We start from the raw sequence: 19,032 nt of genomic DNA on the forward strand, positions 1-19,032 counted from the left end.
AGACGATGACCCAGACCTACGACTACGTGATCGTCGGCGGTGGCTCGGCCGGCTCCGCGCTCGCCAACCGGCTCAGCGCCGACCCGTCCACGAGGGTTCTGGTCCTCGAGGCCGGTCACAGCGACTTCAAGATCGACCCGTTCATCCACATGCCGGCAGCGCTGCCGTTCCCGATCGGCTCGAAGTTCTACGACTGGGCCTACGAGACCGACCCCGAGCCGCACCTGGGTGGCCGCAAGGTCTACCACGCCCGCGGCAAGGTGCTCGGCGGCTCGAGCTCGATCAACGGCATGATCTTCCAGCGCGGCAACCCGATGGACTACGAGCGCTGGGCCGCCGACCCCGGCATGGAGTCCTGGGACTACCGCCACTGCCTGCCCTACTTCAAGCGCATGGAGAGCCGCTTCCTCGAGGACGGCACCTCCGGCGCCGACCAGTGGCGCGGTGGCTCCGGCCCGCTCCACCTCGAGCGCGGTCCCGCCTCCAACCCGCTCTTCTCGGCGTTCTTCGAGGCCGCCCAGGAGGCCGGCTACCCGCTCACCGACGACGTCAACGGCTACCGCCAGGAGGGGTTCGCCCCCTTCGACCGCAACGTGAAGGACGGCCGCCGCTGGTCGGCCGCGCGCGCCTACCTGCACCCGGTGATGAACCGCCCCAACCTCGACGTCGAGACCTTCGCGTACGCCACCAAGATCCGTTTCGACACCTCCGGTGACGTCCCGCGGGCAACCGGCGTGGACTACGTACGCGGTGTCGGCCGGGCGAGCCGGGAGCACACCGTCAGTGCCGGCGAGGTGATCTGCTGCGGCGGCGCGATCAACACGCCCCAGCTCCTCCAGCTCTCCGGCGTGGGGGAGGAGTCGCTGCTGCGGCAGCACGGGATCGACGTCGTGCACAACCTCCCCGGCGTTGGGGAGAACCTCCAGGACCACCTCGAGGTCTACATCCAGTACGCCTCCAAGCAGCCGGTCTCGATCGCACCCGGTCTGGTGTGGCACCAGCGGCCCAAGATCGCCTGGCAGTGGCTCTTCCAGAAGAAGGGTCTGGGCGCGACCAACCACTTCGAGGGCGGCGGGTTCGCCCGGTCCAACGAGGACGTGGACTGGCCCAACCTGATGTTCCACTTCCTGCCGATCGCGATCCGCTACGACGGGTCGATGGCGCCCGGCCAGGAGAAGGGCCAGCACGGCTACCAGGTGCACATCGGCCCGATGTACGCCGACACTCGCGGCTACGTGCGGATCAAGAGCGCCGACCCGATGCAGAAGCCCTCGATGCTCTTCAACTACCTCTCCACAGCGACGGACCGCAAGGAGTGGGTGGAGGCGGTACGGGTGGCGCGCAACATCCTCAACCAGCCGGCCTTCGCGCCGTTCAACGCCGGCGAGATGTCGCCGGGGCCGAGCGTGGAGACCGACGAGGAGATCCTCGAGTGGGTCCGCAAGGACGCCGAGACCGCGCTGCACCCCTCCTGCACCGCCGCGATGGGGACCGGCGAGATGGCCGTCACCGACCCCACCTCGATGAAGGTGCACGGCACGGAAGGACTACGGGTCGTGGACGCGAGCGTCTTCCCGTACGTCACCAACGGCAACATCTACGCGCCCGTGATGATGGTCGCGGAGAAGGCGGCCGACCTGATCGCCGGGAACACTCCGCTGGCGCCCTCTGACGTTCCCTACTACCGCCACCGCGACGACTCGCCGCTGTGGCCCGCGGGGGACCCGCGCAACCAGTCCTGAAATCCAATCGTGACCCGAACCGGCACCGGGTGGACTAGCCTGCCGGGCACCCGAACCGGAGGAGACAGCTCATGCCGGAGACAATCGACCCGTCGCGTACGCCCCTGGGCGAACCCGCCGCGGACCCAGACCAGATGCCGACGACGAAGCCGGAGCTGAACAAGACCGTCTTCTTCGGCTCCGCCGGGGTGGTGGTCGCGTTCACGCTTTTCACGCTGCTCGCGCCGGACACCGCAGGAGATGCGATCGGCCACGTGGTCGGGTGGATCTCGACGTACTTCGGCTGGTGGTATTTCGCCCTCGCCGCCGGGCTGATCGCCTTCGTGCTGTTCATCTGCCTCTCCCGCTACGGACGGATCCGGCTCGGCCCGGAGGAGTCCCGGCCGGAATACTCGATGTTCACCTGGACCGCGATGCTCTTCGCGGCCGGCATCGGCGCCGACCTGATGTTCTACTCCGTCGCCGAGCCGGTCTCGCAGTACCTCACCCCGCCGACCGGCGAGGGCAGCACCATCGCGGCTGCCGAGCAGGCGGTGGGCTGGACGCTGTTCCACTACGGCCTGTCCGGCTGGGCGATGTACGCCGTCATGGGCATGGCGCTGGGCTACTTCTCCTTCCGTCACGGGCTGCCTCTCTCGATCCGCTCGGCGCTCTACCCGATCTTCGGCAAGCGGGTCCACGGGCGCCTCGGTGACGGCATCGACATGGCCGCGGTGCTCGGCACCATCTTCGGCATCGCGACCTCGCTCGGCATCTCGATCGCCTTGCTCAACGCGGGGCTCAACGTCCTCTTCGACATCCCCGAGGGCCGCGGGGCGCAGGTCGGCCTGGTCGTGGTGGCCGTGCTGCTCGGCACCATCTCGGCGGTCTCCGGGGTCGACAAGGGCATCCGCCGGCTCTCCGAGCTCAACGTGCTGCTATCGCTGGCGCTGATGCTCTACGTGCTCTTCTCCGACGACACCGCGTTCCTGCTCAACTCGCTGGTGATGAACCTCGGTGACTACCTGGTGCACCTGCCCGGGATGAGCTTCGACACGATGCCGTACGACACCGTCGAGAACCCCGACGTCGGGGTCTGGAAGAACCTGTGGACGCTCTTCTTCTGGGCGTGGTGGGTGGCCTGGTCGCCGTTCGTCGGGCTGTTCCTGGCGCGGATCTCGCGTGGGCGCACGATCCGGCAGTTCCTGATCGGCGTGATGATGATCCCGTTCGGCTTCATCCTGCTGTGGGTCTCGATCTTCGGCAACAGCGCTCTGGGCCGGATCCGCGGTGGGGACGCCGAGTTCGGCGAGCTGACCAACAGCAACTACGCCCAGGGCTTCTACGCCTTCCTCGAGGCCTACCCGGCGGGGACCCTGGTGATCGCGGTCGCGACGCTGACCGGCTTCCTCTACTACGTCACCTCGGCCGACTCCGGCGCGCTGGTGATGGGAAACTTCACCTCGCGGCTGCCGCACCCGATGGCCGACTGCTCGATCCCGGTACGGATCTTCTGGTCGTTCGCGATCGGCGCGCTCACCCTCGCCCTGATGTTCGCCGGCGGGGACGCGTGGCTGACAACACTGACCAACGCGACGATCATCATGGGGTTGCCGTTCTCGATAGTGCTGGCGCTGGTCGCGGTCGGCCTCTACCGATCGCTACGGCTGGAGTCGTTCAAGACGGACAGCGTGCGCTACGCCCTCCCGGCCGCGATCTCCTCGGCCCGCCTGGTCGGGGCAGCCGAGGGAGGCGTACGTCCGTCGCTGTCGCAGCGGCTGCGCCGCTCGGTCACCTATCCCACGGCCAGGGACACCGAGCGGTTCATCGGCATGGTCGCGAAGCCGGTCCTCGAGGAGGTCGCCGCCGAGCTCTCGTCGCACGGGCTGTCCTCGGTCGTGACCGAGACCAAGGCCGTACGCGGCATCGCCGGTGTCCAGCTCCACACCGATCTCGAGGACGCGCCGGCGTTCGTCTACAAGCTCACCCCGCTGCCGTGCCCGGCGCCGACCTTCGCGGTCGGCCGGGTCACCGGCGAGGTCTACTTCCGCACCGAGGTCCACCTCGCCGAGGGCACCCAGGGCTACGACGTCAACGGCTACTCACGCGAGCAGCTGATGGGTGACGTCCTCGACCAGTACGAGCGCCACCTCTCCTACCTCCACCTCGTCCAGCAGGAACAGCTGCACGCCGAGGTGCCCGAGGTGCCGACGGAGGACGTCAGCGGAGCAGATCGGTGAGGTCGATCTTGACCGGGAACGGCACCGGGACGTCGAGTCGGTCGCGGAAGATCCCGATCGGGACGTAGGCGTTGGTGAGGTCGTCGCGCTCGTAGACATGGATCGCGGGCGCGCCGTCCTCGTTCTCGATCCGCCAGTAGTGGGAGATGCCCGACTCGGCGTACTTCTGCGGCTTCACCGACCGGTCGCGGTGCTCGGACTCCGGCGAGACCACCTCGATCACCAGGACCACGGAATCAGCATCGTAGAACGACGCCTGGTCGGAGATCCGTGCCGTGCTCACCAGCACGTCCGGCTCCGGCCGGTTGCGCCGGTCCAGCACCACCGTCAGCTCCCGATCCACCTCGAACCCGTCCGGCGCCTGCGCCGTCAGCGAGTTGGTCAGGGCCGTGACGAGCCGACTGTGCCAGCGGCGCTGCGGTGACATATTGAAGACCAGGGCTCCGTCGATGAGTTCGGTATGACGCGGCGCCTCGACGAGCATGTCGAGGTCTTCGGAGTACCAACCCTCCTCACGGGGAGGGTGCATCCACTCGGGCAACGCGGTCATGTTTCGAGGATACCGCCTGTTGGCGGGGTCGGTGGTGGGGCTTTGTCGAGTCTTGGTTTGGTCCCGGTCCGCCGCGCGGAAGGGGCCGTGGCTTCGTTTCAGGGTTCGCCGCCGACCCTTGGTTCGATTGTTTCTCGATCGCGCACCGCGTCAAGGACGGGCTGCGCCCGCCGGCTTCGCCGGTCGCCTCCGGCGATCCTTGACCCGGCACCCGATCGAGAAAGATTTCGCCTGTATCGGGTCGGCGGCGAGGGTGTGGCGCAGCGGATTCAGTTGGGTGCGGGCTTGGGGCTGTGGCTGGTCGTGCGCGGGCGGCTCGGTGCTGGCAGGGTGAGGAGTTCCCCACTGATTCGAAGAGATCCCCACGGGCGCGCAGGTTCCCCACCCTCCGGAGCGTGGGGAACCTTCACCGGGGTGGGGAAGTGTCCCCGCCAGGAGGGAACCGCGAGTGTGGAGACGAGGGCGTCGCAGCGCAGCAGGTTAGGGGCGGCGGGTGAACCGGATCGTGCCGTCGGGTAGCCGCTCATGGACGTAGGCCGGATTGTGCGCCAAGCGGTGATGATGTGGACACAACAATGCCCCGTCCTTGAGATCTGTCTTCCCGCCGGCGGCCCAGGGTTCGAGGTGGTGGGCGTCGCACCATTCCGGTGGCATGTCGCAGCCTTCGGCTTGGCAGCAATTCTGCTGGAGTCGCATGGCCTTGCGTTGGATGGGCTGGAAGAACCTGCTGTCCCGGCCAGCGTCGAGGACCTGACCGTCACTACCCAGCACCCACGGGATGATGGTGGCGTTGCACGCCATCCGCCGCGCCTCCGCCGCACTGATGGTGGTGCCGTTGGTCTCGTCATAGCCCAGGGTGGCAACGCCGAGGTCCTTGCGGAGCTCCTCGAGGCTGATGACCACGTTGATGGTGGTGGCGTCGCCACCGTGGCGAGGCAACGTGGCGGGGTCGACGGTCTCCAGGAGCCGGGCGAAGCCTTGCCCCATCAGCCGTTCCCAGGGCGGAAGCGGGGCACCCTTGCCGACGAGCTGCTGTTTGCGGGGTTGGGCGTAGGCCTCGACGAGGCGCTTGAACCTCATCCCCATCGAGACCGGGAGAACGCCGTCGAATCCGATGGTGCCGTCGTGGTTGTCCCACACCCGCAGGGCGGTCTTCTGCTGGGCGCGTTCTTCCTCAGCCAACAATGCTTTGGCTTCGGCGTCTTCGAACCGGACCGGGTCGACCTCGCGCAGGATCCGTTTCGCGACGATGCGGAGTTCGTTGGCGGTCAGGTGGGTGGCGTAGTCGACAAGCAGCTTCTCAGCCAACGCCAGATCCTCAACACTCGCGACCGGGTTGGTCTCGATCTTGTCGAGCGCCTTGGTGATCACCCGGGCCTTGTCCTGGGACACGACGCCCTCGGCGAGACCGGCGGCAACGAGGTCGTACTTGGCGACACTGGCGGCGAGTTTGATCTGCGAGCGGGCCACGGCCTTGTCGACCAGCAACTCGGCGCGCATCCACGCCGACGCGTCCTTGGCGCCGGTCTCCTCGGCGATGTCGCCCGCCGTGGCGAGCACCCGCAGCTTCAACGCGGCCATCCGCGCCTGGGCTTTCTCCAGTCGCTCCAGCGAGTCCTTCTTCTGCCCGGTGCGCCAATAGGCGGGGTCCCGGGTGAACAGTCTGTCGAGGGAGGATTCGATGGCAGTCATCTCTGCGTCGATCGCATCGTCAGGGTCGGTTCCCCACGGGTTCGTGTCGCGTTCGAGACTCATCGCCATCCCTCCCTTCAAAGAGGTGTTGTGATGGGTCTGATTCTACGCCTCCAGCCTTTCTCTGACCATCTATTTTCCCAGGTCAACCACTGTTTTCGCGGTGAGCGAACGACCTAGCATCTGTGGACGGTAAGTGGCCCGAAGGGCCACCCCTCCGCCCCATCAACCTCACCTCTCCCAGGCAAGAGTCCGCTGCGCCACACCCGGGCCGCCGCCCCGATAGCCAGCCAAATTTTTCTCGACGGGCCCCGGTGTCAAGGATCGCCGCAGGCGACCGGCGAAGCCGGCGGCCGAAGGCCGTCCTTTACTCCGGGGTCTGGCGAGAAGACCCTCCAAGAACGGGTCGGCGGCCCAGACCAACCCCGAAAACACAGCCCGCGAGAACGGGTGAAGACCAACCACCCTCAACCGAAGTCGATAAGCCGCCCATCCTCATGCATCACACAACCCCGGCCGATCCAAGCAACCGCATGTTCCTTGTCCCCGACAGCAATATGCGAATAGCTAGGCGGAACCCAGACGAGCTCATACTCGACGTCCCCGAGCGCCGCCTCGGTAGCCCGGACAGCATCGTCGGAGGGGTCGAGGGTGCGTACGGCCTGTTCGACGGAGTCGAAGTATTTTCGGCCGGCCTCGGAGAGCTCCTTGGTGCACCAAGCGCACGTGCCCAGCGTCTCGATCTGTGCGGCGGTGGCCCTGATCGGGGCGTCGAGGCCGAGGAGCTGGGGGCAGGCCCGGACATGCAGGAGACGACCCGTCGCGTGTGCGACGAAGAGGGTCTCGGGGGTGTCGGAGGGCATCTCCGGAGCCTAGGGGAGTGAGGCATGCCCCGGGAGGTACCTGGGGCGAATTCAGGACGTTCGGCCCCCGTGATCGCTGTGGTCCAGGTCACGTACGATCCGGGGTATGGCGCATTACCAACAGCGCGGGCACATCCCGCCCAAGCGGCACACCCAACACCGCGACGGAGAAGGGAATCTCTACTACGAAGAGCTCATGGGCGAGGAGGGGTTCTCCTCGGACTCCTCCCTGCTCTACCACCGCCACATCCCCTCGGCGGTGAAGGACGTACGCATCTGGGAGCTGCCCGACCACAGCACCACCCCCAACCATCCGCTGCGCCCGATGCACCTCGGGCTTCACGACCTCTTCCCTGGTGACGAGTGGAAGCGTCACGACGCGGTGACCGGGCGCCGGCTGGTGCTTGGCAACGGCGACGTACGTCTTCACTATGCGGTGGCGGGGGAGACCTCGCCGCTCTACCGCAACGCGATCGGCGACGAGTGTGTCTACGTCGAGTCCGGGACCGGCGTCGTCGAGACGGTCTTCGGCGACCTGATGGTGGGGGAGGGCGACTACGTGGTGATCCCGCGTGCCACCACCCACCGGTGGGTGCCGGTCGGCGACGCTCCGCTGCGGGTCTACGCGATCGAGGCGAACTCCCACATCGCCCCGCCGAAGCGCTACCTCTCCCGGTTCGGCCAGTTCCTCGAGCACGCCCCGTACTGCGAGCGGGACCTCCGGCTCCCGACCGAACCGCAGACCGTGGACGCGACCGAGGCGGAGGCCCAAGGAATTGAGGTCCTTATCAAGCACCGCGGCCCGGGCGCCGGCGGCATCGCCGGCTCGGTCCACGTCCTCCCGCACCACCCGTTCGACGTGGTGGGCTGGGACGGCTGCCTCTATCCGTACGTCTTCAACATCGCCGACTACATGCCGATCACCGGCAAGGTCCACCAGCCGCCGCCCGCGCACCAGGTCTTCGAGGGCAACAACTTCGTGATCTGCAACTTCGTGCCCCGCAAGGTCGACTACCACGAGCTCGCAGTGCCGGTGCCCTATTACCACTCCAACGTCGACTCCGACGAGGTCATGTTCTACGTCGGTGGCGACTACGAGGCCCGCAAGGGCTCCGGCATAGGCATCGGCTCGATCACCCTCCACCCCGGCGGCCACGCCCACGGGCCGCAGCCGGGCGCGATGGAGCGCAGCCTCGGCGCGGAGTTCTTCGACGAGCTCGCGGTCATGGTCGACACCTTCCGGCCCCTGGAGGTCGGCGAGGCCGGCGCCACGGTCGACGACGGCAAGTACGCCTGGACCTGGGCGGGAGGCCGCCAGTGACATCGTGGCTGGACATCAACAACAGTCAGTTCGGCCTCGAGGCGCTTCCGTACGCCACCTTCCGCACCTCCGCGGACTCCACCCCGCGACTCGGAGTGCGGATCGGTGACCTGGTGCTCGACGTCGTCGCGGCGGCCGAGGGCCTGGCCGGGCACTGCGAGGGTGGCCTCGACGGGCTGCTCGCCTCGGGCCCGGAGGTGTGGGCGCAGGTGCGCGCGGAGGTGACCCGGCTGCTCAGCGACCCCGCCTGCGAGGCCGAGGTCAGGCCGCACCTGGTGCCGATCGAGGACACCGACCTGCTGCTGCCGTTCACGGTGGCCGACTACGTCGACTTCTACGCCTCCGAGCACCACGCGTCCAACGTCGGGAAGATGTTCCGTCCCGACTCCGAGCCGCTGACGCCCAACTGGAAGCACCTGCCGATCGGCTACCACGGCCGCTCCGGCACGGTGGTCGTCTCCGGCACCGACGTCGTCCGGCCGACCGGGCTGCGGAAGACGCCCGACGGGATCGTCGACGGCCCCTCGATCCGGCTCGACATCGAGGCCGAGCTCGGGTTCGTGGTCGGCGTCGGCTCCGAGATGGCCCACCCGGTCCCGCTCGCCGAGGCCGCCGACCACATCTTCGGGATCACGCTCCTCAACGACTGGTCGGCGCGCGACATCCAGGCCTGGGAGTACGTCCCGCTGGGCCCGTTCCTCGGCAAGTCGTTCGCCACCTCGATCTCGCCGTGGGTCCTCCCGCTCGCCGCACTCGAGGCGGCCCGGGTCCGGCCGCCGGAACGCGACGTTCCGCTGACCGGCTACCTGGACGACTCGGCGCTGGAGCCCTGGGCCCTCGACCTCGCCCTCGAGGTCCGGCTCAACGGTTCGCTGGTCGCAGAGCCTCCGTTCGCCACCATGTACTGGACCGCGCCGCAGATGCTCGCGCACATGACCGCCAACGGCGCCTCGCTGCGTGTCGGCGACCTGTTCGCCAGCGGCACGATCAGTGGCCCCGAGCCGGGCCAGCGCGGCTCGCTGCTCGAGCTCAGCTGGTCGGGGGCCGAGCCGTTCAAGCTGGACGACGGGTCGGTGCGTACGTTCCTGGAGGACGGCGACGAGGTGACCATCACCGCCACCGCGCCCGCGCCGGGCGGCGGCCGGATCGCGCTCGGCGAGGTCAGCGGGCGGATCCTGCCCGCGAAGGAGCGGCCGTGACGACGGTCTACGAGTTCACGCCCCGCTACCTCGAGGTCGACATGCAGGGGGTGATGTTCAACGGCTGGTACCTCACCTACGTCGATGAGGCGATGACCCACTTCATCGACACCCGCGGGGTGCCGTACGGCCGCTGGCAGGAGCTGGGCGTCGACGTTCAGCTCGCCCACGCCGACCTGGACTGGAAGGCCGGCATCGGCTTCGGCGACCGCGTCCAGGTGCCGGTGCGCACCACTCGGATCGGCACCAAGAGCTTCACGCTCGAGTTCGAGTTCCGCCGGGGCGAGGACGTCACCTGCGCCGTGTCGGTCGTCTACGTGGTCGTCGCCGCCGACGGCTCGGGGTCGACCGCCATCCCGCCGGAGATCGTCGCCGCGATCGAATAGTCGCGCAAGAACGGTCAAGCGAATCCGGAGCCGTCGGTGTGAGACTCGTCGTGTGCTCGAGACAGACGAAGAGATCGCCGACCTGCAACACCTCCTGGACGCCTCGATCGGCCGCGCGAGCGGCCATCTGACCGGCATCGTCAACGACCAACAGCGCCTGAACGCCCGTCAGCTCGTCACCGAGCTGACGGGCATGAAGGTGCTGGTGCTGGCCACCGTGACCGCCCGCGGTGAGCCGCGGACGAGCTGCGTCGACGGCCACTTCGTACACGGTCGCTGGCTGTTCGGGACCTCTCCCACCGCCATCAAGGCCAAGCACATGCTCGCCCGCCCCGCCGTCAGCGCGACCCACGTCGACGGGGAGCGCATCGGCGTCTTCACCCACGGCAGCGCGCACGTGGTCTCCGAGGGTCCGGAGTTCGAGGACCACAACGCCTACTTCACCAAGTTCTACGGCTCGGACCCGCAGACCTGGGAGGGACCGGGTGTCGTCTACGCCACCATCGAGCCGAGCTGGATGGTGGCGTACGCCGCGGAACCCGCCTCGTTCCCGGGCTGAGTGCCTTACTCGGCACCACGAACAAGGCTCTTCTTGATCTCGGTCTTGAGCACCTTGCCGACCTTGGATCGCGGCAGGTCCGGCCAGACCTCGATCTGTTTCGGGGTCTTGACCGCGCCGATCCGCTCCTTGACGTAGGCCTTGAGCTCGGCGACGTCGACCTCGGCGCCGGGCCGGGGCAGGACGACGGCGGTGACACGCTCGCCCCACTTCTCGTCGGGAAGGCCGATCACGGCGCAGTCGGCGACGGCGGGGTGAGTCATCAGCGCCTGCTCGACCTCGGTGGAGTAGACGTTGAACCCGCCGGTGATCACCATGTCCTTGGCGCGGTCCACGATGTGCAGGAACCCGTCCTCGTCGAGGAACCCGATGTCGCCGGTGTGGTGCCAGCCGTGCGCGCTCGCTTCGGCGGTCGCCTCGGGGTTGTCGAGGTAGCCGCGCATGACCAGGGAGCTGCGTACGACGATCTCGCCACGCTCACCGGAGCCGAGCAGCGCGCCGCGCTCGCCCATGATCGACACGGTCACCAGCGGTGCCGGACGACCGGCCGAGGAGAGGCGCTCGGTGGCGACGGTGCCGTCCTCGTGGAAGTGGTCGGCAGGCGCCATGGTCGCGATCATCATCGGCGCCTCGGTCTGCCCGAACAGCTGCGCCATCACCGGACCGATCCGGCTCAACGCCTCCTCCAGACGGGTCGCCGACATCGGCGCCGCGCCGTACCAGAAGCAGCGCAGCGAGTCGAGGTCGGTCGACTTCAGCGCCGGGTGGTCCAGCACCAGGTAGATCAGTGTCGGCGGCAGGAACGTATGGGTGACGTGGTGGTGCTCGATGTGCTCGAGGAACGCCCCCACGTCCGGCGTACGCATCACCACGATCTTGCCGCCCAGGCACAGCACCGGGAAGCAGAGCACCCCGGCGGCATGGGTGAGCGGCGCGAGCGCGAGATAGGTCGGACGCTCAGGCGCCCCCGGCCACGGGTAGGCCATCAGGGTGATGGCCGACATCGTCTCCAGGTTGGCGCCGGTGAGCATGACGCCCTTGGGCCGCCCGGTGGTCCCGCCGGTGCCGACGACCATCGCCAGGTCGTCGATGTCATCGGCCGGCTCGAACACCTCGTCGGCGGAGCCGAGGAAGTCGTCCCAGCCGATCGCCCAGTCATAGGTCGCGTCGAGACAGACCAGGGTGGTCAGCTCCGGCAGATCTCCGCGGATCTGGTCGACCAGGCCGGCGAAGGCCGACTGGAAGATCAGCGCCGAGCAGCCGAAGAGGTCGAGGAGCTCCCGGTTCTCCGCCGCCTCGCTGCGCGGGTTGATGGGGCACCAGACACCCCCCGCACGACTGATCCCGAAGACGGCGGCGAAGGCGACGGGGTCGTTGGCCGAGAGGATGGCGACCTTCGCGCCCGGGGCGACGCCGCGGGCCCGCAGGCCCGCGGCGACACGCACCGAGAGATCGACGACCTCGGCGTACGACCAGGTCTCCTCGCCGCAGACGAGACAGGGCGCGTCGCCTCCGAGCGAGGCACCCTTGTCCAGATAGTCGACGAGCCGCATCGGGCCGCCCTCAGCCGCGCTGCCGGGTCACGACCGGCTCCGAGACCAGCCCGAAGGCCTGCAGCTGGCCGAGGAGCTCGCGGTGGCCGAACGCCTGGCAGCCCGAGGCGAAGCCCACCCGGCGAGGCGGCTGCTGCAGCAGCGAGTAGGCGACGTACGCCTGCAGCAGCCCGGTCTGCTTGTAGTTCTGGTTGCCGTGGATGACGCAGTGCGCGCGCCCCAGCGGGCCGGAGGCGTGCACCGAGTCGAGCGACTTGTTCAGCCGCGGGTTCTCGCGCGGCGGCATCTGGTTCATCACCTGGGCGGCCGTGGCGGTCAGCGCCTCGTCGCGCTGCTCGGCGTCCATGTCCTTGGTCGCCTCCAGCGCAGCCGCCACGATCTGCGGCACCCCGTTCATCAGCGCGGCGTTGAAGACGCCACCCTGGGCCTTGCAGCTGGCCACCTTCGGGTCGCGGCGGTACCAGACCGGGTGCGAGGTGCCGCCCCACGGCAGCGAGAGCGCCAGCTCGTGCTGGCCCGGCACCACCAGCGGGACCAGCCCGGCGGTGGGGTCGAACTCGACGTACGCGTTCTGCTCGAGGTAGTGAGCCTTCGAGGTCGCCGCGTTCACGAGGATCGTGCGGGTCGAGGCGATCGTGGGGGAGCCACCCCAGAAGACCGCGATGTCGAGGGTGTCGAGGCCGGGCTGCTCGAGGCAGATCTCGGCCGCGATCTCGCCGGTGGTGTACATCTGCGCGATGCCCGGCGCGAGCAGCAGGCCCTTCTCGGCGAACCCTTCGCTGTACGTCTCGTCGCAGGTGATCAGCCAGTCCTGCTCGCCGGTGGTGTCGGTGTAGTGGACCCCGGCGGCCAGCGCGGCCTGGACGACCTCCGGACCGTACTGCGAGAACGGGCCGACGGTGTTGAGGACGACGCGTGCGCCGGTGAGCAGCTCGGTGAGCGCCTCGACGGAGTGCTCGACCTCGGCGATCTCGTAGTCGGCGGTCTCGATGCCGGGCACGTTGGCCGCCATCGAGGCGACCAGCTTGTCCTTGGAGCGGCCGGCGGCCACGAACGGCACACCGAGCTCGCGCAGGTATTCGCACACCAGCCGGCCGGTGTAGCCGGAGGCGCCGTAGACGACGACAGGCTTGTTCTGGCTCATGTTCACATCCCCATTCCGCCGTCGACCGCGAGGCCGACTCCGTTGACGAAGGCCGCCTGGTCGGAGGCCAGGAAGACGACCGCGTTGGCCATGTCCTCGACGGTGCCGAGGCGTCCCGACGGGGTCAGCTCGACGACGCCGCCGACGGCCGCCTCCGGAGACTCGAAGAGACCGAGCTGGGCGACGTCGTTGGCGAGCCCGGCACCCATCTCGGTCGGGACCAGTCCGGGGTAGATGCAGTTGACGCGTACGCCGTAGCCGAGCTTGCCGCTCTCCATCGCCGCCACGCGGGTCAGCCGGTCGACGGCGCTCTTGGTGGCCGAGTAGACCGAGATGCCGGGGAAGGCGATGGTGGCCGCGACCGAGGCGACGTTGACGATCACGCCGCCGTTGCCGGCGGCGCCGTCGGGCCGCATCGTACGAAGCCCGTGCTTGAGGCCGAGGGCGGTGCCGAGCACGTTGACCTCGAGCATCTTCTTCACGTCGTTCGGGTCGAGCTCGGTGACCAGGCTGGTGATCTCGACACCGGCGTTGTTGACCAGGATGTCGAGCCCGCCGAGTGCGTCGACCGCAGCGGCCGCGCCCGCCTCCCAGGAGGCGTCGTCGGTGACGTCGAGGTGCACGAAGGTGCCGCCGATGGACTCGGCCACCTTGGCGCCCTGATCGTCCTTCAGGTCAGCGACGGCCACCTTGGCGCCGGCCGCCGCGAGCGCTCGGGCCATTCCCTCGCCCAAGCCTTGGGCACCGCCGGTGACGAGTGCTGTACGTCCACTCAGATCGGTCATCTGTGACTCCTTCGTCGCTGTGATCGGGCTCACAGACAATCGCGATTCTTGACGAGTGTCAAGATTTCTCTTGACGATTGACCAGAAAATGGTCCGGATGGCATCGAACGACGCACGGGAGGGGGTATCGTTTCCGCCCATGACCCAGGTCGCCGCACCCAAGTCGCCCCGCCGCACGCCTGCCGACAAGCACGACGAACGCCGCAAGGCGCTCGCCGAGTCGGCGCTGCGCACGCTGGGGGAGCTGGGCTACGCCCGCGCCAGCCTGCGGGAGATCGCCAACAACTCCGAGTTCAGCCACGGCGTCGTGCACTACTACTTCAACGACAAGCTCGAGCTGATCGTCTACTGCGTGCGCTACTACAAGCAGACCTGCGTCCACCGCTACGACGGTGTCGTCGCCGAGGCGACCTCTCCCGATGACCTCGTCCTCCGGTTCGGCGACAAGCTCGTCGAGACGATCGTCGAGGAAGCGCCGATGCACCGGCTCTGGTACGACCTGCGCTCGCAGTCCATGTTCGAGGAGAGCCTCCGCGAGGCGGTCACCCAGATCGACCAGAGCCTGGAGGACATGATCGCCCGGGTCGTGAACCGCTACGCCGCGCTCGCCAGCACCGAGCCCGCGATCGCGGCGCCGGTCGCCTACGGGATGTTCGACGGCGTCTTCCAGCAGGCGCTCCTGGGCTACCTCAACGGTCGCGACGGCGCCCTGGACGACCTGCGCAACCAGGTCGTCGGGCTGATGCCGATGCTGCTGGCGCAGCGTTCCGACATCACCACCAGCCACATGGCGGGCGAGCTGCCATGACACCGATGATCGGTCTGCCCACCGGAGCCGAGTGGGCTTCCCTGATCGGTGGCATCGTGCTGCTGCTGGTCTGGCTCGCACTCACCGTGTGGTGGCTGGTGATGCTGGTGCAGGCTCTCCGGACACCGGACAGCGTGTGGGCCGCGGCCGACCAGAGCAAGATCCTCTACGTCCTGCTCATGATCTTCCTCGGCTGGCTCGGGGCGCTCCTCTATGTCGTCATCGCCCGGCCCGGCCTTCGTACCTGAGCGCCTCTACGGCGTCGCTGCACCCATCGTGACCGGACTCCTCCTAGGCTGGGCCACTCCAACCCCACAACACCGAGGACTTCTGTGATGGACCCCGTCGACCTGGCTCTGATGCTTCTCCGGCTCGCGGTGGGTGGCACGATGATCGCCCACGGCGTCAACCACTGGCGCGGAGGCGGCAAGATCGCCGGCACCGCGGGCTGGTTCGAGAGCCTCGGCCTGCGCCACGGCACCCTGCAGGCGTGGGCCAGCGTGGTGACCGAGATCGGCGCCGGCGTGCTGTTGATCCTGGGCCTGATCACGCCGCTGGCAGCGGCCGGCGTCGTCGCGGTGATGCTCGTCGCGGCGCTGCTCGCGCACCGCCCCAACGGGTTCTTCATCTTCAAGGACGGCTGGGAGTACGTCATGATCCTGGCCGTCGTCGCGGTCGTGCTCGGGGTCACCGGACCCGGGACGATCTCGCTCGACGCGGCCCTCGACATCGTCTACGACGGCTGGATCGGCGGCGCGGTCGCGCTCGGCGCCGGTGTCCTCGGCACCGCCCTGCTCCTCGCCGCGTTCTGGCGCCCGCAGCGGGACGGAGCTCCCGCGGAGGCCGAGGAGGAGTCGACCACGGAGGTCTGAGCCCGGCGCGACCAAAGTCGCGGGCCGCACCGACAGAAGGTCGATGTGGCCCGGCCGGCAGGTTCCTAGCCTGGATCCATGCGCTTCCCACGGTTGGCCCCCGCCGGACTTCTGGTCGCGATGCTCGGCCTGCTCGGGCTCGGTGTCGTCGGCCCGGCGGCCGCGGACGGTGGGCTCCGGATCCCGCCGGGAGTGCCGATCCTGTTGGTCGGTGCGGCCGTGACCTGGTGGTGGCGCGGCGCTTTCGGTGCCGTCCTCGGGTTGGTCGCAGTCAGCGTGGTGACGGTCGCCTCGATCGGCTCCGGCCTCGGACCGGACCTGATCGGCGACCGCGGGCTGCCGGTTGCCGTGGCGCGATGGGTCCAGATGGCGGGGCTGGCTGCTGCGGCGTACGCCTTGGTCCGGCGGCTGGCGGCGCGACGGTCGCCGGAGGGGGCAGCCGGTGAACGTTCTCGCCGCGACCGGAGCAAGGTGCTCCAGATCGCGGGCCTGCTGGTGCTGTGCGGGATCGGGGCCGAGCTGTTGGCGGCGTACTCGGACAGCACCGGCGACCCGGGAGGGATCGCCTTCTCACTGGTCTTCTTCGGCGCGCTCTACGGCGCGCCGGCGCTGCTGGGCCGGGAGCTGGCGCGTCGCTTCGGCTGGGGCTGGCCGAGCCTGCTGCTGGTCTTCGCGGCGCTGGGTACGGCACAGGCCGGCCTGATCGACCAGTCGCTGTTCAGCGCCGACTACGGCGGCTACGAGGGCTGGGAGGAGAACCGGGAGCCGACTCTCATCCCAGCCATCGGGCTCAGCGGCTACAACGCCTACTCGTTCATCGTCGGCCACGTGATCTTCAGCTTCGCCGCGCCTGTCGCGCTGGCCGAGGCGTGGGTGCCCGCCCGGGCCCGGAAGCCGTGGCTCGGGCCGATCGGCATCACCTTCGCCGCGATCGCGTACGCCGTCGCCGCCGCGCTGATCGTGAGCGACCCGGAGTCACGGTCGGGGAGCCAGGGCCAGCTGCTCGGCACGGCCGCGGTGGTCGGCGCTCTGGTGGTCCTCGCTGTCATCGTCGGACGGCGCCGCCAAGGGGACCACGCCGGGGCACGTGGGGTCTCGGTCTGGTTGGTCCTCGGCGTCGCGTTCGTCCTCGCGTTCGTACCTGATCTGATGCCTGCGACGTGGCTGGGCGTGGCCGCCGCGATGACCGCGACGGCGACCATCGGGGTCCTGATCCTGCTTGCCGCCAGGACGCGAGCATGGACCGTCCGGCACTCGGCGGCGGTCGGTGCGGCCTTCCTGCTCGAGCGGGGGTTGCTGGCCTTCACCTACTTCCCCCTCATCGGCGACGTCGCGCCGGGGCCGAAGTACGCGCACAACGTCGTCATGCTCGTCATCGTGCTGCTCGCGACGTGGCTGGCGCTGCGCGGCCGGGCCTCGGCTAACGGCGCGATCGGATCCCGAGCCGAGCGGTCTCCCCGGTGGCAGAGCGCTCGAGCGCGGCGATGAGGGTGCGGGCGTCGTAGCGGCCCTCGTGGCGGTGTGACCCGACGAAGAACGTCGGGGTGCCGCGGGCGCCGCTGGCGTTGGCCGAGGCCATGTCCTCGCGGACGTGCTCGGCCAGCGCCGGATCCTCGAGGTCGCGGAGGAACTGCTCGACGTCGAGCCCGAGCACCCCGGCGTAGCCCGCCAGGTCCTGGTGCTCGAGCTCGTTCTGATGCTCGAAGAGGTGCTTGTGCATCTCCCAGAACTTGCCCTGCCGGGCGGCCGCCTCGGCGGCGACGGCGGCCAGCTCGGCATGCGGGTGCTGGGTGAGAGGCAGGTGGCGTACGACGTAGCGGATCCGGGGCCCGAAGTAGTCCCGGACCTCGTTCGCGGTGCCGGTGGCACGGGCGCAGAAGGGGCACTCGTAGTCGAGGTACTCGACCAGGGTGACCTCGGCGTCCTCGGCGCCATAGACGTGGTCGCGCTCCGGGTCGACCGGGGGTGAGAGCAGCTTCGGCAGGGCCGCGTCCCGCTGCCCGAGGAAGCGTGCGGCGACCTGGAAGATCACCCAGCCGAGCGCGGAGGCGAGCACCACGGAGATGAGTACGCCGACGATCGCGTCGCGTTGCAGCGTCTCGGAGTCGAATGCGAGAGTGGTGATCAGCAGCGCGACGGTGAAGCCGATCCCCGACAGCGCCGCGCCGCCGAGAACATGGCCGCCACCGACGCCCTGGGGCAGCCTTCCGAGCCGCAGCCGCGTGGCGACGAGCGCGCCGCCGCCGATCCCGAGGGTCTTGCCCAGGACCAGGCCGGCCACGACCCCCCAGGTCACCGGCGAGCGCAGCGCCTCGCCGAGCACCCCGTTGCGCAGGTCGACGCCCGCGTTGGCGAGCGCGAAGACCGGCACGATGAGATAGCTCGTCGGCACGTGCAGCGTCTCCTGGAGGCGCTCGTTGACCGAGATCGTGCGGGTCAGCTCGTCGCGGGTCTCGCGCTGCAGCGTCGGCAGCGGGGACTGCCGGAAAGCCCGGAACCGCGAGGTCGCGACCTCCATCTGGGCCCGGGTCGGCTCCGCGGCCGGCACCAAGAGGCCGGCCAGCATCCCCGCGATCGAGGCATGCAGCCCGGCGCCGAGCGTGGCCACCCAGGCGATCAGGACGAGGAGTACGTAGGGCCCGGCCCGCCACACCTTCACCCGGTCGAGCACGAAGATCCCGATCAGGGCCAGCCCGGCCACGACCAGCGGACCGACCTCGAGATTCTCGGTGTAGGCGACCCCGATCACGCTGACCGCGACGATGTCGTCGATGACGGTCAACGTGAGCAGGAAGATGCGCAGCTGGGTCGAGACCGCAGGCCCGACCAGCGCCAGCATCCCGAGCAGGAACGCGGTGTCGGTGCCGATCACGATGCCCCACCCGCGCGCCGCCTCACCGGAGGGGTTCAGCAGTAGGTAGATCATCGCCGGCAGCAGCAGGCCGCCCGCACCGGCGATCAGCGGGACCACCATGCGGCGGCGGTCGGTGAGCTCGCCGACGGCGAGCTCGCGGCGTACCTCCAGACCGACGACGAAGAAGAAGACCACCATCAGGCCGTCGTTGACCCAGTGGTGCAGGTCCATCGAGAGGCCGACGTCCCCGAACCGGACCGAGAACACCGTCTCCCACAGGTGCTCGTAGCCGTGGGACCACGGCGAGTTGGCCCAGGCCAGCGCCAGCAGCGAGGCGATCACCAGCAGCGTGGCGCTCGTCGACTCCAGATGCATGAAGTGCCGCAGCCTGGTGCCGAGCTGCCCGGTCAGGTCCTCGTCACGGCGGCACTGTGTCTGCTGTTTCCCCACGGAATGATCCTAGGCCGGGTCCGAGCCGCGATCTG

The 19,032-nt window shown here is 69.0% G+C and carries 17 protein-coding genes; 10 read left to right on the forward strand and 7 right to left on the reverse strand.

The window, feature by feature from the left end:
* Positions 1-5 precede the first annotated feature (5 nt).
* Complete coding sequence (betA, locus tag ABZU72_RS00645; RefSeq protein ID WP_355016976.1) at positions 6-1,742, forward strand: choline dehydrogenase; 1,737 nt, start codon at positions 6-8, stop codon at positions 1,740-1,742.
* 71 nt (positions 1,743-1,813) lie between these two features.
* Positions 1,814-3,961 carry a choline BCCT transporter BetT gene (gene betT / locus ABZU72_RS00650; RefSeq protein ID WP_355016977.1) on the forward strand — a complete coding sequence of 716 codons (2,148 nt, stop codon included), beginning with the start codon at positions 1,814-1,816 and terminating at the stop codon, positions 3,959-3,961.
* On the opposite strand, the gene ABZU72_RS00655 is transcribed toward betT, so the two are convergent.
* The 3 genes from ABZU72_RS00655 to ABZU72_RS00665 form a co-directional block, all read right to left on the reverse strand.
* The gene (locus ABZU72_RS00655) at positions 3,942-4,511 is read right to left on the reverse strand and encodes a Uma2 family endonuclease (RefSeq protein ID WP_355016978.1); all 570 of its coding nucleotides are present in this window, start codon (positions 4,509-4,511) and stop codon (positions 3,942-3,944) included. The two genes, betT and ABZU72_RS00655, sit on opposite strands and share 20 nt — an antisense overlap.
* Positions 4,512-4,991: 480 nt before the next feature.
* Positions 4,992-6,266 carry a DUF222 domain-containing protein gene (locus ABZU72_RS00660; RefSeq protein ID WP_355016979.1) on the reverse strand — a complete coding sequence of 425 codons (1,275 nt, stop codon included), beginning with the start codon at positions 6,264-6,266 and terminating at the stop codon, positions 4,992-4,994.
* 404 nt (positions 6,267-6,670) lie between these two features.
* Positions 6,671-7,066 carry a hypothetical protein gene (locus ABZU72_RS00665; RefSeq protein WP_355016980.1) on the reverse strand — a complete coding sequence of 132 codons (396 nt, stop codon included), beginning with the start codon at positions 7,064-7,066 and terminating at the stop codon, positions 6,671-6,673.
* Positions 7,067-7,172: 106 nt separating this feature from the next.
* On the opposite strand from ABZU72_RS00665, the gene ABZU72_RS00670 reads away from it, so the two are divergent.
* Genes ABZU72_RS00670 through ABZU72_RS00685 form a run of 4 tightly spaced genes read left to right on the forward strand, consistent with a single transcriptional unit; the run spans position 7,173 to position 10,531 of the window.
* Entirely contained in the window at positions 7,173-8,387 is a 1,215-nt protein-coding gene (locus ABZU72_RS00670) for a cupin domain-containing protein (protein WP_355016981.1), read from the forward strand.
* Positions 8,384-9,586 carry a fumarylacetoacetase gene (gene fahA / locus ABZU72_RS00675; RefSeq protein WP_355016982.1) on the forward strand — a complete coding sequence of 401 codons (1,203 nt, stop codon included), beginning with the start codon at positions 8,384-8,386 and terminating at the stop codon, positions 9,584-9,586. Before ABZU72_RS00670 ends, fahA begins: the two co-directional genes overlap by 4 nt.
* Positions 9,583-9,972: an acyl-CoA thioesterase gene (locus ABZU72_RS00680; RefSeq protein ID WP_355016983.1), complete on the forward strand. Its 390-nt coding sequence runs from the start codon at positions 9,583-9,585 to the stop codon at positions 9,970-9,972. The genes fahA and ABZU72_RS00680 overlap by 4 nt, the downstream gene beginning before the upstream one ends.
* 52 nt (positions 9,973-10,024) lie before the next feature.
* On the forward strand, positions 10,025-10,531 hold the full coding sequence (locus ABZU72_RS00685) for a pyridoxamine 5'-phosphate oxidase family protein (RefSeq protein ID WP_355016984.1): 507 nt from the start codon (positions 10,025-10,027) through the stop codon (positions 10,529-10,531).
* Positions 10,532-10,536: 5 nt separating this feature from the next.
* On the opposite strand, the gene ABZU72_RS00690 is transcribed toward ABZU72_RS00685, so the two are convergent.
* Genes ABZU72_RS00690 through ABZU72_RS00700 form a run of 3 tightly spaced genes read right to left on the reverse strand, consistent with a single transcriptional unit; the run spans position 10,537 to position 14,013 of the window.
* Positions 10,537-12,084 (reverse strand): long-chain fatty acid--CoA ligase, encoded by a 1,548-nt coding sequence (locus tag ABZU72_RS00690; RefSeq protein ID WP_355016985.1) that lies wholly within the window; start codon positions 12,082-12,084, stop codon positions 10,537-10,539.
* Between the two features lie 10 nt (positions 12,085-12,094).
* Positions 12,095-13,228, reverse strand: coding sequence for a DUF5938 domain-containing protein (locus tag ABZU72_RS00695; RefSeq protein WP_355016986.1), 1,134 nt, complete (start codon positions 13,226-13,228; stop codon positions 12,095-12,097).
* A gap of 2 nt (positions 13,229-13,230) precedes the next feature.
* Complete coding sequence (locus ABZU72_RS00700) at positions 13,231-14,013, reverse strand: SDR family oxidoreductase (protein ID WP_355016987.1); 783 nt, start codon at positions 14,011-14,013, stop codon at positions 13,231-13,233.
* 139 nt (positions 14,014-14,152) lie between these two features.
* On the opposite strand from ABZU72_RS00700, the gene ABZU72_RS00705 reads away from it, so the two are divergent.
* The 4 genes from ABZU72_RS00705 to ABZU72_RS00720 all read left to right on the forward strand — a co-directional run bounded on the left by ABZU72_RS00705 (position 14,153) and on the right by ABZU72_RS00720 (position 17,181).
* Positions 14,153-14,821, forward strand: coding sequence for a TetR/AcrR family transcriptional regulator (locus tag ABZU72_RS00705; RefSeq protein ID WP_355016988.1), 669 nt, complete (start codon positions 14,153-14,155; stop codon positions 14,819-14,821).
* On the forward strand, positions 14,818-15,069 hold the full coding sequence (locus ABZU72_RS00710) for a hypothetical protein (protein WP_355016989.1): 252 nt from the start codon (positions 14,818-14,820) through the stop codon (positions 15,067-15,069). The genes ABZU72_RS00705 and ABZU72_RS00710 overlap by 4 nt, the downstream gene beginning before the upstream one ends.
* Before the next feature lie 87 nt (positions 15,070-15,156).
* A complete protein-coding gene (locus tag ABZU72_RS00715; protein ID WP_355016990.1) occupies positions 15,157-15,693 on the forward strand; it encodes a DoxX family protein in 537 nt (178 codons plus the stop codon).
* A 78-nt stretch (positions 15,694-15,771) separates the two neighbouring features.
* Positions 15,772-17,181 (forward strand): hypothetical protein, encoded by a 1,410-nt coding sequence (locus tag ABZU72_RS00720; protein WP_355016991.1) that lies wholly within the window; start codon positions 15,772-15,774, stop codon positions 17,179-17,181.
* Here the strand turns inward: ABZU72_RS00720 and nhaA are convergent.
* Positions 17,114-18,997: a Na+/H+ antiporter NhaA gene (nhaA, locus tag ABZU72_RS00725; protein ID WP_355016992.1), complete on the reverse strand. Its 1,884-nt coding sequence runs from the start codon at positions 18,995-18,997 to the stop codon at positions 17,114-17,116. The two genes, ABZU72_RS00720 and nhaA, sit on opposite strands and share 68 nt — an antisense overlap.
* Positions 18,998-19,032 lie beyond the last annotated feature (35 nt).

This window comes from Nocardioides sp. NPDC004968, from assembly GCF_040608935.1.
Classification (GTDB): Bacteria; Actinomycetota; Actinomycetes; order Propionibacteriales; family Nocardioidaceae; genus Nocardioides.